Raw genomic sequence first — 16,611 nt, 5'->3', positions numbered from 1 at the left:
TGCCTTTTTGTTTAGATTCAATAACAATTTATTATATCAAAGGATATGTATTAAGTAAAATAAATACGCCAAATTTGCTTTCCTAAAATTAACTGGATAAATCAATAGATGTCAAAAGGAGTATCGGGAAATGTATTTGATCTAAAGCTATTAAAGCGTGTTTTGGATTATGTTTTACCCTATAAAGGAACATTCATTTTGACAGGAGTTCTCGTGATTATTCTGGCTTTATTAGCTCCCATTCGACCATTCTTAATTCAACATGCGGTTGATAATTATATTTTGGTTCCGAACGAAACTATGCTTTTGAATGTCACTTTGCTATTGGTTTCATTATTGGTTTTAGAAGCCATTTTACAATTTACCCAAACTTACATGGCGAATTGGATTGGTCAGACCGTGATCAAAGATATTCGGGTAGACATCTATAAGAAGATCAACAATTTTAAACTGCAATACTTTGATAGAACTCCAATCGGAACTTTAGTAACCAGAGTGGTTTCCGATATTGAAACGATCGCAGATATATTTTCACAGGGGATTCTGATCATAATAGGTGACATCTTAAAACTGGTAGTCGTTGTAGGATTCATGATTTATGAAGACTGGAGACTGACGATAGCGGTTTTATTGCCCATGCCTATTTTGTTTATTGCGACTTACTGGTTTAAAAACTATATCAAAAAAGCCTTTCAGGATGTGCGTGCAGCAATATCTAATCTAAACACATTTGTACAGGAGCATTTAACCGGAATGAATGTCGTTCAGGTATTCAACAGAGAAGAGCAAGAATTGGCAGCATTCGAAAAAATCAATTATCAGCATGCACAAGCTAATATTCGTACGGTATGGGCGAATTCTGTATTCTTTCCGGTGGTTGAAGTCTTAAGTGCTATTTCACTGGCATTACTGGTTTGGTGGGGTGCCGGTGATGTGATTTCCGATCGTACGACTTTGGGTACCTTAATGGCTTTTATTTTATACATCAATATGTTGTATAGACCGATTCGACAATTGGCGGATAAGTTCAATACTTTACAAATGGGAATGGTAGCCAGTGAACGTGTCTTTAAAGTTCTGGATACTGATGCTGAAATTGTGAAAAAGGGAGAGCATTCCGCAATGGAGGTTTCCGGACGTATTGAGTTTAAAAATGTATGGTTTGCCTATATCGATGAAAACTGGATTTTAAGGAATATAAGTTTCACTGTTGAACAAAGTCAGACTCTGGCCTTTGTTGGTGCAACTGGAGCGGGTAAGAGTTCTGTGATTAATCTGATTGGAAGGTTTTACGAATATCAGAAAGGAGAGATTAGTATAGATGGTGTTTCGGTACGAGATTATAAACTGGATGAACTTCGAATGGTCGTAGGTGTAGTGTTGCAGGATGTCTTTTTGTTTTCTGATTCGATTTTAAATAATATCTCATTAAGAAATCCGGATATTACCAAAGAAGAAATTGTGGCGGCTTCTAAAGCGGTTGGTGCCCACGAGTTTATTTCAAAACTTCCTGGAGGATATGACTTCAATGTTCAGGAAAGAGGAGGAATGTTATCTTCAGGTCAAAGACAATTGATCGCATTTATTCGTGCATATGTTTACAATCCAAGGATTTTAATTTTGGATGAAGCTACATCTTCTGTGGATACCGAAACCGAACGATTGATTCAGAATGCCATTAACATCTTAACAAAAGGTAGAACTTCGATTATCATAGCCCATCGTTTGGCTACCATTCAAAAGGCAGATCAGATCATTGTAATGGATCAGGGTGAAATAGTGGAGCAGGGCCATCATCAGGAATTATTAGAACAGGATGGTGTATATCAAAAATTATTTGAACTTCAGTTTACCAAAGCTTAGATTTACACGTGTATACATGTGATTTCAATGTTGACGCTACGGTCAAAACAATTTTCTGCTATATGAAGTTTTATTTTTTCAGCATTTTTATTCTTTTAGGTTCTATTGTTCAAGGACAGTATAATTCAGCTTCAAAACTCGATGCTTTGGTAAAATCTGAAAGAAATATAGCGATGCAAAGGTCTGAACGAGTAGCTACATTGTCTGATAGTGTGGATGTTTTGTATCATGATATTCATTGGAATGTCTATCCTGGAAATGATACCATTAGTGGAAGCGTTCAAACTTATTTTAAGGTCAATCAACATACAATTAACCATTTGTATTTTGATATGAGTGATGACTTAATGGTAGATTCGATTCTATATCATGGAACTCAACTGACTCCAATTCGCCCTGGAGATGGTACTGTAGTTATAGTTCTTTCCGGACCTTTGCTTCCAAATACTACAGATTCAATCACCATATTCTATCAAGGAGATCCATCAGGTTCGTATGTGAATTCATTACATGGAAATAATATTCCTGAGATTTGGACCATTTCGCAACCATATGGAGCTTCAAACTGGTGGCCATGTAAAGATGGCCTCAATGATAAAATAGATTCATTAGACATTCAGATTACCACCTCATTAGGTAATGTACCAGGAACCCAGGGGATATTAACGCATATTGATACAGTAGGAAATGATGTGACATATTATTGGGAACATAGATATCCAGTAGTTCCGTATTTGGTTTCATTAGCGGTCACCAATTATGTGGAGTTTACTAAATACATCCCGTTTGGAAGTGATTCATTTCCAGTATTGAATTATGTATATCCGGAGCATTTGGCTTATGCTGAAGCACAAAACGAAAATATTGCGGACTATTTCGATCTTTTTGATTCACTATTTACACCATATCCTTTCCACGAAGAAAAATATGGTCATGCCGAAAGTAGTATTGGAGGAGGAATGGAGCACCAGACGATGTCGACTATGGGTTCATTCGATGATGATCTAATTGCACATGAATTGGCGCATCAGTGGTTTGGGAATTTTGTAACATGTCGTTCATGGGAAGAGCTTTGGCTAAATGAAGGTTTCGCGACTTATTTAACTGGGTTGTATAATGAATTTGAAAAAAGTGATTTAGCCTGGTCTAGTTGGAAGAGCAGTAAAATAGGTAATATTACTTCCCAGAATGGAGGAAGCGTTTTTGTTACTGATACTTTGAACTTTGGAAGATTGTTTAGTTCAAGATTAACCTATAACAAAGGAGCGATGCTATTGCACATGTTGCGATGGAAATTAGGAGATGATGATTTCTTTCAAGGGTTAAGAAATTACCTGAATGACCCCCAATTTCATTTTGGTTTCGTAACCACCAATGATCTAAAAGGACATCTTGAAGCAGCTAGTAATAAGGATTTAACAGAATTCTTTAATGATTGGTATTTTGGAGAAGGTTATCCTATTTATAAGATAGTATTGGCAGGGAGTCAGCCCAATTACTCTGTTGAAATAAGTCAGGTAACCACACATAGTTCGGTGGATTTCTTTGAAATGCCGGTAGAACTTAAATTCCTAAGTCAAAATTCGGATACGTCAATTACATTTGATAATACCATAAATAACCAGTGGTTTAATTTTACATGGGATCAACCAATTGGTTTTATTCAAGTGGACCCGGAGCGATGGTTGGTGATGAGAAATTCCGAAATCGTTTTAAGTGATGAATCAATGGATCATCTTAAAATGACACCGTCATTATATCCAAATCCGGTAATTGATGTCTTACAGATTTCTAATGTGCATGTACAATCTGACATTTCCGATTGTTATGTGTATGATGTTACTGGAAATAAAATTGAACTGAATTGGACTGAACAAAGTGGAAAGTGGTTGGTGAATGTTGAGGATTTACCTGCTGGGATGTATTTTATTGTACATCCGGACTGGAAGCAACCATTGCGATTTGTAAGGTAAATTATAGTTTTAGGTAAAATGGTTGAAACATATCATAAACTGTCTTGGAATACCCTTTGTAGGTTCCTTCAATGATGAGTTCGGTTTGCTCCGGATTTGCATTCGGAGTTGCCCCCAATTCTATAAGTACTCTCTTAATATCGCGTTCAGGTCTACTTCTGGTTAAGTGAACTCTTTGAGGAAATAACTGAATTTCCTGACAAATAGAATAAATATCTTCCAGATATCTAACCGGATAGATAAGGCTTATTTTTCCATGAGTAGTAAGAAGTTGTTTAGAACACTTCAATAAATCCCGGAGTGGGAGGGTATCCGTATGTCTGGTGTTATTCTTTAATAAAGAAGGCGATTTAGTACTATTCTCAAAAAAAGGGGGGTTGGATATAATGTGATCAAATTTTATGGAGGATTCAAAATTCTGAAGTTTTGAATGCATAAATTCTATTTGTGTGGGAAGCGGGTAGTCCTTTAAGTTTTGTTGAGCCAATTCAATGGCGTGAGAGGAAATATCGATGCCAACATATTTTGCGTGAGGGTTTCTTTGCCCCATAATGAGCGAGATCACCCCCGAACCAGTTCCCACTTCTAATACTGTTTTAGAATGCGTAAGATTGACCCAGGTAGCCAACAAAGCTGCATCCGTGCCGAATTTAAAGACTTCAGGATGATGGTTGATTTTAAACTGTTTAAACTGAAATGACATACCCTTAACGAATTAAAACAATAGCCTTTTTAACTAGCGCGCCAAATGTATCCCATTCCCATACCTCGCCATAAAAGCACGTATCAAAAACACCAAATAGTGTAAGATGGTAATAGCTAAATATCATTAAGCTGCCTATCAGAATTTTTTGGATTTGTATAGAAAAAGAAGGATAATAAGAGAACATAAATGCTATTGGTAAAAAGAGAACCGGATAATACTCGACCATTGGACGTTTACCGAAATTACAGTCGCCAAAAAATGGATTATGCCATGCAGCACACATATAGCTAATGGCTAAAAAAGTAATTAGAATTAACCAGACATTAGCGGCTTTTCTGCGATACATAACTATCCAGAAAATAATAGATAGTATAAAAACCGGTACATATGGGATTAAACCGCTTTGGGGTGAAAACCAGGTAATCAAAAAGTCAGGTCGATTCCAAAGAGTAAATCCTTCTCCCGAATAAGACCAAACAATGTATTTGTCGTATGCCATTTTCCAGTATACCATCTGTGGAGATAGAACAAGTAGGAGAATCAGACTTCCCAGAATAATGGTTTTAAAAGAAATCAACTGTAATAGATTCTTTTTCAATGATTCAAAATCTTTGATATCCAGAAATAATGCGATAGGCAAGAACAAAATATTTGTGGGTCTGACCAAAATACTAAGAGCTAGAGCGAAAGAGAATAATATAAAGTATTTGAGATGTGAAGATTGATAAAATCGCTTAATGCTGTAAAGAATCAAGACAAACAATGTAAATGAATATAAATGACTCATTAAGTTTTCATCCAACGTATAGTAAGTCAGATTTGTAGCAAGAATAAGGGTGATAATGGTCCAAAAAGAACTTATTGCGTCTACATAATTGTGGAGCCATTTCCGTAAAAAATATAGACCGAGAGTTAAATAAAAAGCAGATCCCAGATTGATAAAGAATAAATAAAATCTAGAGTAGGGATGATTTCCTAAAGAAAAGACCCGATCGATAATTGTTCCAAGTCCGTAAAAAGGACTTAACAAAATGGCTACACCGCTGGTGAATTTGGTAATTACAATATCATTTTCTCGGTCAATTTTGAATCCATAACCGTGTTGTTCTTCAAAACTTTCTTCATAATGACTTGTACCAAACCCCCAATGGAATGTGGCAGGTAAGTACATGTAGTACCCTGCTTTATCTGAACAAATTTCACATTGATTATTAGTAACAACGTTTTGCCTTAAATTGGTGAAAAACACTGTTAGAATAAATATGACCAGATAAACTCCTATTGAGTTATGTTTACCTGTTGTGAAAAAAGAATGGGATGAAAACATTTATTAAATGGTATAACTTAAAACAACAGAAAGCCCATTGTAATTAGCCCCCCAATTTAGATATCGATTTAGAATGTTTCTTTTAAACCCATAACGCATTTCCAGTCCAAGTCTCTCATTATACTTATATCCAACTCCTAGTGCAAGGTTTGTACTTAATTCTAAAGGTTGATCGGGAATAGATTCCCATGCTATTGATGAATTAACAGGTAAATCAAAGACAACCAAACCGTTGATAAACAACTTTGTGTCTTGATATAAATGAAAATAATGTCTTAAACCAATCGGAATTTCTAATGATTGATAGTCAATTTTAACATTTTGCGAGGATGTGTGTCCTTCTGAGCGGTAATATTGATAAGTAGGTTCTGTGATTATAGCCCATTTGCCGTTATTAAAAGGGAGTATAAATTCAGTTTCAATCCCAATTCTAAAACCAGTTTCCGTTTCGAATTGGACATCGTAAAGACTGGTTAAACTACTCGATACGGATAAGGTGGAAAACTGGATTCCCGGACGTAAGTTTAAGTTGAATAGGTCTTTTTCTTCATCATTATCAAAAACAGAATAGTATTCGCCTTTGCACGAGTTAAATTCAATAAAATATTTGATTAAATCCTTTTCTCTGTAATTGGTGTTTTCTGCTAATAAATCGGTAGATGGATTACAAGGAAGATTAAACTTCAATTGATACCTGAATTTCTCATTTTTTAAGATGGTGTTTTTGTCTTCAACCCGATATTGCTTATAAACCAGTTGTTCAATTGCGATGGTATCTGTAGAATAAAAATACCTGATGAGATTTATCTTGCGATAACTATATAAAGAAGCTTGTCCTTCAACCAGTACTTTTAAAAAAAGCCTTTCCTTTTCAAAAATGGCTTTACGTGTGTGACTTAAATGCTCAATCTGATCACTGGATTTATCGATTAAAACATCAAACCTTACGTATTTAAATTGTGATGGTATACCAAATTCTACTACTTCACGGATAGTCTGAATTTCAGATTCTCCATTTAATGCGCGTTTATAAGAAAATTCAGTAGGGTTATCTTTCCAATCCATATTCAGAATATAACATTCTGTTTTCGTTCCCAATGAATCAATAAAATAACCCTCCACAAATTGATTTTGCGAATAAACAACAGTTTGTAATAGCAAAAAGCAACTGATGATAAATGCTCTCAAAAGAATAAGCTTAAACCTCAAGTCAAAGAATTACATATCCATTTTTTCTTCACTGAATGAAACCATCCATTGAATTTGAAATGGATCAATTAACATCCCAAAATGAGAACCCCAAAAGGTTTTGTTCATGGGCATTGTGACCTGACCTCCTTCTGATAGTGCTGAGAATAAACGTTCAGCCTCTTCTAAGGTATCTGTATTGATGGAGATAGAAAAGTTATTTCCAACCACAGAAGCTTTACCAAATGCCTCAGATGAATCGCTGCCCATTAAAACGGTTTCTTTGCTGATTGGTAAGGAAATATGCATGATTTTTTCCATGTCGTTTTCCGTTAGTTGATACTCCGGATTTTCAGGCATGTCTTTAAATTTCCCTACGTAAGGGAATTCTCCTCCAAAAACAGATTTATAAAAATTAAATGCAGCTTCGCAATTGCCGTTAAATGTTAAATATGGATTTATAGTTGTCATGAGTGTAGTTTTATGATGTGTTATAAAATTAAATTTTAGAATCTTATCTATTGATAATCCCGAATACTTTTTTCTCTTGATTTAAAATATGAGGAGGGTTTTTGTATAGCGTCTGTGGTTTTTCTTTTTGTATTGCCAGTAATACCTGATCAAATACTTCCTGAACCTGAATTAACTTCATACATTGATTATCACCATTACAGGGAGCGAATTCAAAATCATGAACACATGGACTACAATACAGACGGTGATAAATGATATAAGTAGCATCATTCATTACGTATTTCTCCGGAGCACTTGGGCCATATAGACATACGGTAGGGCTCTTCGCACAAAATGCCAAATGCATTGGGCCAGTGTCATTGGTAATAAGTAGACTGGTGTGACTGATGATTGAAATAAGCTCTTTCAAAGTGGTTTTTCCAGCCGTATTGATCAATCTGGGATGATTTATAGCATCTGAAATTTCATTTACATATGAAGCTTCACCTTTGCTACCGATTAACAAAACCTCATACTCGGGCAATTCATTAAGGATTCGCCTGGTAAGTTCAATAAACTTGGATTTTTCCCATCTTCTTTCCTCTCTTAAATCAGAACTATTAGGATTGATGACGATGTACTGGTTGGATCGTGGTTCTCCATAATTTGAAAAGTCATAAAATGTAGCAGAATCTGTATCACAATTGATCAGTTTTGTGAGTTGCAGGTAGATTTGAGATGCAGGAACTCTGGAATTGTAAAACATCATATGCGTGTAGATTCCAAGTCTAAACGAACTAGATCTTAAATAAAACCCTACGCGGTTTTTTGCCAAAGTAAAAGTGGTAAATAGCGTACTATAATCCGAATATATTTCCAGGTCAAAATAAATCTCAGGTCTTTTTTTAATGAGTTGTAAAAGTGCGGTGATATTGGTCTGGATAAATTTGAAAAATCCGCTATCATCTACAAGAATAATAGTATCGATCCAATCAATTTTTTCCAATAAAGCTTTATTTACTGGAGTAGTGACATATATGATTTCAGCATCAGGATAGCGTTGACGAATCGCATGAATCATTGGTGTAGACTGAAGAATACTTCCAAGACCCTTGAACTTTGAGATAGCGATGGTTTTAAATTCTTTATCCAGGTTATGATCAATGGAAAGAATTTTACCTACAATACGGACAATAATATTCAATAAAAATGCAGCCGTCTTCGCAAAAATTTTGTCTAATAAGATTTTACTTTGAGTGTTCAAGTCTTAAGTCTTTGTAAAATTCAATTTGTGCAATATTAGATTGGTTTGAATGGATAACCAAAGAAGTCACTTTTTCCTTATGCCACAAATAATGATTGCTTAATCGGATCATATAAGCATTATAATCAGATTTTGTTATGAACGTATTTGTTGCAATAATTTCATCATGACTTAAGAGATCAACCGTTACATTTTGAAAATTTTGAGGAGAAGAAAGTTGAATACTCATGAATAAATGCGATATCGAATGCACATCAGGATCAATCGGAATCGTATCATTTAAAAGAGGAGATGGAATGGTTTGTATTAATTGGATATGCTTACGGTTTTTAGTTTTGGAGAAATGTTCTTGAATGGCTAAAGCTGCATATTTATAATGATGCGTCTGTGGTTGTACAGAGATTGTATCAATTTGACCTGATAAAGGAGTTGGAGCAAATCCCGGAATGGTCCAAATACTTCTTTGATCAATCACTTGATAAGGGATGTAATTCTTGAATATGTATTCCGCAATCAGGTAATGACGTAAGGTGCCCGGAACTCCATCCATATGATCATATCCATTTGGAGGATAATTTGAAAAAATAGTCACAGGAACATCTGTTGGATTCAACATTTTTAAGTGCTGAATTTGTAGATAATCATCAACGGTATTTTGAAGGTTTTGACAGAAATAACCCGGAACATTTTTTTGCGTGTAAAAATGTAACATCGGAGTATTCGAAAAGTCTAAAAATGTTTGTTTTTGAGATGTTTGTTTATCTAAAAATATTTTTAGGTTAATGTAATTTTTATTTGCAAATGCTTTGTTTTCAATAACTCTGCTGGAATATGTGTCAGGATTGAAGTTTAAATCCAATTGTGCCAGAGTATTTTCTCGTAATAGCTTTTCGAACATGGATTTGTGTGGCGAAAAAGGGAAATATTTGGTCACTGTAATGAGAAAGAAGCCAATTCCAAAAAACAAAAAATATCTATGGGACTTACTTTTAAACGGATTGATAGCCATTAAAAATAGCATTATTGCCAAAAAGAATGTGGAGGTCAAAAAGCCCTCCGTATGTTCCATAAAACCGTGTCTAATGATTCCTCTTTGGATATTAAAGAAAAAGATAACGAATAGGAATAAAGAGGCTAAAAGCAAGTACTTATTTTGAGTTGATATTTCAGTACCTTTTTTCTTTAAGGTAAAAATGATATAGAGTACAGTAATAAATGATAAAGCCGGGATAAAGACGTAATACAAATAAAACTGCTGATTCATCTGATTGGCCACCAGAGTATAGGCATGCGCCTGATTTGCTTTAACGTAGATTAATGCTCCAATAAAATTATCCCAAAGTAATTCAGGCGTTTTAATTACGGCTGCTATGACAACCGCCATAGAACCAATAAGTATTGTAATACCTGTAGATTTTAATAGATTAGACCAATTTACTTTTTGGTTTTCCAGAATAAAATATGTGGGCAGAAACAGTCCAATTGAAAATAAAGCCGCAATCCCGGTATCCAATCTCCAAAATAGGAGAGCGATGAGGTTACCAAATAAAAATAAGTAGTTTTTAATGCTTTGATCTTTAACGAGCCGATATGCAATAAGAAATGCCAGTAAGCCAAACATCATGGAGTGATAATAGAGACTTCCGAAAAAAGGAAAACTAACAGTAAAGATTAATGCAATGATTGAGGATTTAAAAATCTTTTTATTGAATGCGAGTACAATAAAGAAGATAAGAACTGTATAAATGAAATTATAGGACAAGAAATCCAGATTTTCCTGATATCCGAAAATCAAAGTATAAATGGACCCGAAAACGAAATCAAATGCGACATGAGAATTAAAAAAATCAATGAATGGAATTTCATTGAACCTAAATATTTTCATTATGGCATTCGCACTATTGGCCAATTCAAAGAGCTCTTGCGGTTGTTTTTGAAAGGGGAGATATACAGTTAATAGTAAAAATGAAAGTAATGCCGAGGGAATAAAATATCGGTTTAGAGCTTTGGTAGGAGTGAGATTGATTTTCTTTTTTAGAACCAATATGAAATTAATCACAAACGACACAAACAAAATCCCGGCAAGAACAATTTTATACGGTATAAAAACATCGTGTATTGTTTTATACCAAAACAGAAGTTCAATAGAGAAGAACGAGACCAAAGGAATCAAACATGTGAACCATAAGAACCTGAAAATTTGCTGATACGAAACTCCTAATATTCTTTTGGACAGATAAACCAATCCGTTTAACAGAAATAGAATAATACTGTAAACGACTACCGCATTTTGGGTGATTAGATCAGTGGTGTTAAATAAAAGAAGTCCTAATTGCAGACATACAAAGGAGATGGTTGTGGTAAATGGATATAAAGTATAAAATGCAAAGTCGATATTAAATAGATTTCTGACCAGGATATATAAGGTGGTTAAACCAAACAAAGATTGAAAGAAGAATACCGTAAACGTATTCTCAATTTGCATGATATCAGCGAGAATTAAAAAGAAACCCGTAGTAGAAATAATGGAGAGCGTCTGTAGGTCCCGATTTAATAAAAAGCCTGTTTGCTTAAGCTTTGAAATAGAGATATAGAGACCAGGAAGAATAAAACCAGAGAGAATTAAAACGTTGTAAAGCAACGAAACTCTTTTCGTAGCATCAATTCCATCAAGAGTGGCCTGACCTAGATACAAGTTTGAAAAATCATCTAAGGTAAAATCAGGATTTTTAAAGATAGCAATCAAAATACTGGCAAGTAGGAATAAACAAATAGATCCGATTTGACTTTCTATTTTGATTTCCTTTAATTTCATTTAGAACAGTAAGTTGAATCTGTAATGTGCTTACAGATAAATAAATCCTATTGCAGTTTTATCCCGGTTTAAAGCCGATAAAAGTAGGATAATTGAATCAATAGAATACCTCGGTTATGGAACTATTATTCTAAATAAAAATCGATCAGACCTTCAGGCGCTTCTAATTTAAGAATCTTGTTTTTACGATCGATTTCCTGAATGAAATTTCCTAAAACAGGAACCATGATTTCTTTTCCGGATGGGTGAGAGATTTCAAATACATCCTGAGCAGGAGCTTCCATGACATTGTCCAGAGTTCCAATATCTCCATGTACAGCATCAATCACTTTGAATCCTACTAATTCATCACTATAAAAGTCGTTTCCTTCGGGTACTGGTTCTAATTCTTGAGGAAGATAAATTTGTTGTCCGGAAAGGTTCTTAGCCTCATTTTCAGTATCGATGTCTTCAAATTGGACAATGGCAAAACCGTTGGATTGAGGATTAAATTTGGTAAAAAAAAACGGAACCAGATTTTTATTGATTTCAATAAAAACTGATTCCGGAATTTCAATAAGCTCTAAGGCAGGGTGGGTAAATTTCACTTTTACAGCTCCTTTAAAGCCGTGTGGACGAACAATTTTACCTAACTCAAAATACCCCGAATGAGCCATGAACAGAAATATTAAGCTTCTGTTGTAGTTTCTTCAGCTGAAGCCTCAGTTTGATCTTCAGGAGTATCTGTAGCTGCAGCAGCTTCTGCTTCTGCTTTAGCTTTAGCAGCCTCAGCAGCTAACTCAGCATTTTTAGCAGCGTATTCAGCAGCACGTTTTTCTTTGATTTCAGTTTCTGCTTTAAGTGTTGCAGCAGCAGCTTCTCTCTTAGCTTTATCTAAGCTTGCTACTTTTGCATCAACTTGAGCATTTTTTCCTTCCATCCATTTGTCAAATTTCGCTTGCGCTTGCTCTTGAGTCATTGCTCCTTTAGCCACACCTTTGTTTAAGTGGTTCATGAACATGATTCCCTTGTAGCTTAAAATCGCACGACAAGTGTCTGTAGGTTGCGCACCAACACTTAACCAGTGTAAAGCCCTCTCGAAGTTGATATCGATAGTCGCTGGATTTGTGTTTGGATTGTACGTTCCAACTTTTTCAACAAATTTTCCATCACGTGGAGCTCTTGAGTCAGCTGCAACAATATGATAAAAAGGTTTTCTCTTTTTACCATGTCTTTGTAATCTTAATTTTAATGGCATATAGCACTTTATTTTTGTGGAGTACGAAACTCCGGATAAATAATTGGGCGGCAAAAGTGCAAATATCTTTTGGTTAAAGCAATAGGAAGCGTGAATATTTTTAATGATGTAAAGCGTTGTTTTATAGCTGGTTCCTGTGTAAAGAATATTGCTTTGGAAATCTTACCATAGTAATGGACTTAGATAAGGGCTTATCTCTTCCAAATTTGTCGGTTTCTTATTTAAACAAACTGTTAATAGATTTAAATATTCAGAGGGTTTTAGAAGCAAAGGCTATGGCAAAATATAACTTTGATATACATTTGGCTTTTTAGGCATAAACATTGCTAAAATGCGAAGAAAACCAACGAAACTAAACATGAAAATAATCTACTATGTCGTTATTTCTTTTGCCATTTTAACGGGTGCTGGATGCACAGGATCAAAGAGTTATTCTAAAAAAGCAAGGAATTTACAGGAGGCAGGTTTAAATGATGAGGCGGCTGCTTTTTATTTACAGGCTTTACAACGAAATCCCAAAAATGTAGATGCGAAAATTGGTTTAAAACAAACCGGACAAATTCAAATTGAGCGAACCCTAACAGATTTCTACAAGGCATATTCGGTTTCAAACTACAAAGAGGCGGTATATAAGTACCAGGAAGCTTTGAATTATAAAAGGCGTTATGGGTATTTTGTTTCGGTTGAAATTCCACCGTACTATGAAGCTTACTATGATGAAATGTTGGTAGTCTATTTGGCCGAGCGTTATGAAACCGCTGGAGATCTGTTATATGAAGAGAAGTTTAAAGAGGCCAATCTGATTTACAAAGAGATTTTAAAGCTTGATCCCGAATACAAGGATGTCAAAGAGTTAAGTTTACATTCTACAGTGGAACCATTATATCGGGATGGAATAGAAGCTTTTAATACAGAGAAATATCGTAGATGTTATCGTATCATGTCTAATGTTCTTTCACAAAAGCCAATGTATAAAGAGGCGATCGATTATAAAGAGCGTGCATTAGAAGAAGGAAGTATTACTGTGGCTGTATTGCCGTTTAAAACAGATGTTCCTCAAAAAGGCGGATATGCAAATATGGTACAGGAAGATGTGGTAAACGGTTTAATTCAGGTAAATGATCCTTTCGTTAAAATATTGGATCGTTCCAATGACAAAGTTCTGTTGGATGAGCAAAAGACCAATGTAGCGCAAGCGGAATCTTCCGGCTCAAATATTCAGACCGGAGAGTTGTTGGGAGCCAATATTCTAGTGAAAGGAAAGTTAGTAGGATACGTTCCAATAGGAGGTAAGATAGAAAGTTTCCGAAGACAAGGATTTGAATCTTATCAAGTGAAAAAAGTAAATCCGGAAACCAAAAAGACATACTATGAAACCCGTTATAAACGTGTGTATTATACTGAGTTTGAAGGAGCTTCTTCTGTGAGAATGGAATTTCAATATCAAATGATTTCTACTGAAACTGGTGAAGTGATTAAATCTGATATGGTTAGAAAAGAGAAATCTGATTATGTCAATTTTGTGAATTATAATGGAAATTATAAGAATTTATATCCGGGTAAGTTTTCATCTAAGGGGATGACATTTGCCAAAGGAGATGAAGTGTATAGTTCATTTTTTGAGCAAAGAAAACTGCGCAGTAAAGTCAGAACAAAGAAAACATCTTTAAAGTCGCATAACGAGTTGTCTTTAGAGGTTTTAAAAGTAATTTCAAAAAATATTGTGGATGGGATCAGTAGCTATAATCCGGATGAAGAATAGCTTAATTGTTTTATTGCTTTTGGTTGGTTTTTCTTTAGTAACCCCAGGTTGCGGTAGCTCCGAAAAAGCAACTGCAACGGAGGTACAGAAAACTGGAGGAATTAAACCGAAATGGGTGACTAACCGTCCAACAGACCCTATGTATTATATTGGGGTGGGAGTGGCATCCAAAACAGCAAATCCAACAAGTTATTCTATAGTGGCACAGAGAAATGCACTAAATGAATTGGCTTCGGAAATTCAGGTAAAAGTGAAATCCAATTCTATGTTGTTTTCATTTGAAAATGAAAATCAGTATAGAGATGAGTTCAAAGAGTTTATTCAGGTAAAAACCAATCAGCAAATTGAAAATTATGAATCCGTTGCAGTTTGGGAAAATGAGTATGAGTACTGGGTTTATTATAGATTGTCAAAGGAACAATACCAAAAAGATAAGGAAATCAAGATCAACAAGGCTATAGATATGTCGGTTCAGGTTTTAGAACAAGCAGGGCATTCCTGGCATGCGGGTAATTACAAAGCCGGAATGCAAGGTTATTTTGATGCACTTACTCCAATAAAACCATATTTATCAGAGCCATTGGAAGCGAGTATAAACGGGACCAAAGAAGTGTATTTAGGAAACTTTATTCTTGCTCAAATATCTCAGGGAATACGCGTGTTTCATATTAAGCCGGTTAAAAGTCAGGTGAATACTGTTTGGGGAAGTGCGGTGAATGCTGATGATTTGAGTTTTATCATTACCGATTTTGATGGAAAACCAATTGCTCAGGTTCCGGTAAAGTTTACTTATTCTGAGGGAATGATCCGTCCGCGTGATGGTTTGAGTAGTTTAGAAGGCACAGTCTTTACTGAATTAAAGAAAGTAACCAGTACCAATAACTTACAAGAAGTTAAAGTTGAAATTGATTTTGAGAAGATGATCATGGGAACGAAAAGACCTGATGAGATTAATTCATTAATTTTTGATAATGTGAAGGCTCCCAGTACTTTGATTAAGCTGGAAGTTACCGCACCAAGTATTTATGTGACTTCTAATGAACAGGATTTAAGTAAAAGCGGAAATTCAGATTTAAAGAAAGCCTTTGAGTTGCAAGCAGCCGAAATGGGATTTTTACTGGCAGACTCCAAGAAATCAGCAGATTTAAGGGTTGAAATAGAATCCAGTACCCAATTTGTCAATGTAATGAATGGATTGAATAATGTTTTATTAAATGGAAGAGTTGTTGTTAAAAATGCGCAAGACAACAGTATAGTCTATCAGGATAAACTAACTAAAGTAAAGGGAGTGGGAAGTAATAAAACATTAGCATCCAAAGAAGCGTATAGAAAAGCAGAAGAGATGATCAGCAAGAAAATTGTCCCGCGTTTTTATAGAAACTATACCAATTAATGGATTAATCCTCTAATTGGTAAAGAGGCACAAATTTCTGCTTCAATAGCAATCATTTCGTCCAATCTTTTCATAACGTCTTCCTTTTCGTAGTAGATTAGGGCCATCTCAACGAAAACACTTCCGTGTCTGAATTCACTTTTATATAACATGGTATAAAACTCTCTGATATCTTTTTCCGGGTGATTATGCGCAATCAGACCAAAACGTTCAGCGCCTCGCGTCTCCACAATGGCCACCAATAAAAGTCGGTCTAGAAAACGTTCACGCCATCCCGAACGACAACTTTTCATCAGGAGATTAATATAAGCATCTTTTTCAATGTCCTTTGGGAATTGTAAGTCCCTTTTAGCCATTAACTTGTAAACTTGTTTGAAATGAACCAACTCCTCTAATCCCACATCGATTAGTTCCGCAATGATTTCCGTTTTATCCGGTGCTTTTGCTATAAAACTCATGGCCATTGTTGATGCTTTACGTTCATTATCAGCGTGGTTAACTAAGAAAGCGTCAAAATTCTCAATAGCGGCATCTACCCATTCTTTAGGTGTTTCGTATCCGAGTTGAATTTTATAATCTTCAGGAAGTTGTTTTTTCATGCCCACAAATGTAATAGGTTTCTAATGATCT

At 35.2% G+C, this 16,611-nt stretch carries 13 protein-coding genes; 4 read left to right on the top strand and 9 right to left on the bottom strand.

The annotated features are described in order from the left end of the window. Positions 1–108 precede the first annotated feature (108 nt). Complete coding sequence (locus KFE94_00560) at positions 109–1,863, top strand: ABC transporter ATP-binding protein (protein UTW66636.1); 1,755 nt, start codon at positions 109–111, stop codon at positions 1,861–1,863. 62 nt (positions 1,864–1,925) lie between these two features. Next, positions 1,926–3,836, top strand: coding sequence for a T9SS type A sorting domain-containing protein (locus KFE94_00555; protein ID UTW66635.1), 1,911 nt, complete (start codon positions 1,926–1,928; stop codon positions 3,834–3,836). A 1-nt stretch (position 3,837) separates the two neighbouring features. On the opposite strand, the gene KFE94_00550 is transcribed toward KFE94_00555, so the two are convergent. From KFE94_00550 to KFE94_00515, 8 genes are all read right to left on the bottom strand, one after another. Continuing rightward, the gene (locus tag KFE94_00550) at positions 3,838–4,539 is read right to left on the bottom strand and encodes a methyltransferase (GenBank protein ID UTW66634.1); all 702 of its coding nucleotides are present in this window, start codon (positions 4,537–4,539) and stop codon (positions 3,838–3,840) included. Positions 4,540–4,543: 4 nt separating this feature from the next. Beyond that, entirely contained in the window at positions 4,544–5,869 is a 1,326-nt protein-coding gene (locus tag KFE94_00545; GenBank protein ID UTW66633.1) for a hypothetical protein, read from the bottom strand. Positions 5,870–5,872: 3 nt separating this feature from the next. Further along, on the bottom strand, positions 5,873–6,934 hold the full coding sequence (locus KFE94_00540) for an outer membrane beta-barrel protein (GenBank protein UTW66632.1): 1,062 nt from the start codon (positions 6,932–6,934) through the stop codon (positions 5,873–5,875). A gap of 153 nt (positions 6,935–7,087) precedes the next feature. Beyond that, positions 7,088–7,528 carry a VOC family protein gene (locus KFE94_00535; protein UTW66631.1) on the bottom strand — a complete coding sequence of 147 codons (441 nt, stop codon included), beginning with the start codon at positions 7,526–7,528 and terminating at the stop codon, positions 7,088–7,090. A 43-nt stretch (positions 7,529–7,571) separates the two neighbouring features. After that, positions 7,572–8,774 (bottom strand): glycosyltransferase family 9 protein, encoded by a 1,203-nt coding sequence (locus KFE94_00530; GenBank protein ID UTW66630.1) that lies wholly within the window; start codon positions 8,772–8,774, stop codon positions 7,572–7,574. Next, positions 8,758–11,589, bottom strand: a complete 2,832-nt coding sequence (locus tag KFE94_00525; GenBank protein ID UTW66629.1) for a hypothetical protein — start codon at positions 11,587–11,589, stop codon at positions 8,758–8,760. The genes KFE94_00530 and KFE94_00525 overlap by 17 nt, the downstream gene beginning before the upstream one ends. A gap of 125 nt (positions 11,590–11,714) precedes the next feature. Next, the gene (rimM, locus tag KFE94_00520) at positions 11,715–12,245 is read right to left on the bottom strand and encodes a 16S rRNA processing protein RimM (GenBank protein ID UTW66628.1); all 531 of its coding nucleotides are present in this window, start codon (positions 12,243–12,245) and stop codon (positions 11,715–11,717) included. Positions 12,246–12,256: 11 nt separating this feature from the next. Continuing rightward, the gene (locus KFE94_00515; protein ID UTW66627.1) at positions 12,257–12,826 is read right to left on the bottom strand and encodes a 30S ribosomal protein S16; all 570 of its coding nucleotides are present in this window, start codon (positions 12,824–12,826) and stop codon (positions 12,257–12,259) included. A gap of 358 nt (positions 12,827–13,184) precedes the next feature. On the opposite strand from KFE94_00515, the gene KFE94_00510 reads away from it, so the two are divergent. Together KFE94_00510 and KFE94_00505 are read left to right on the top strand one after the other, a co-directional pair. Continuing rightward, on the top strand, positions 13,185–14,588 hold the full coding sequence (locus KFE94_00510; GenBank protein UTW66626.1) for a hypothetical protein: 1,404 nt from the start codon (positions 13,185–13,187) through the stop codon (positions 14,586–14,588). Further along, positions 14,554–15,981, top strand: coding sequence for an LPP20 family lipoprotein (locus KFE94_00505; GenBank protein ID UTW66625.1), 1,428 nt, complete (start codon positions 14,554–14,556; stop codon positions 15,979–15,981). The genes KFE94_00510 and KFE94_00505 overlap by 35 nt, the downstream gene beginning before the upstream one ends. Here KFE94_00505 and KFE94_00500 read toward each other — a convergent pair. Further along, the gene (locus tag KFE94_00500; GenBank protein UTW66624.1) at positions 15,978–16,580 is read right to left on the bottom strand and encodes a tRNA-(ms[2]io[6]A)-hydroxylase; all 603 of its coding nucleotides are present in this window, start codon (positions 16,578–16,580) and stop codon (positions 15,978–15,980) included. The genes KFE94_00505 and KFE94_00500 overlap by 4 nt on opposite strands. Positions 16,581–16,611: the final 31 nt, after the last annotated feature.

The organism is bacterium SCSIO 12643 (assembly GCA_024398135.1).
Classification (GTDB): Bacteria; Bacteroidota; Bacteroidia; order Flavobacteriales_G; family Salibacteraceae; genus CAJXZP01.
The sequence above is the reverse complement of the archived record's forward strand: the minus strand, read 5'-3'. Positions and strand labels throughout refer to the sequence as shown.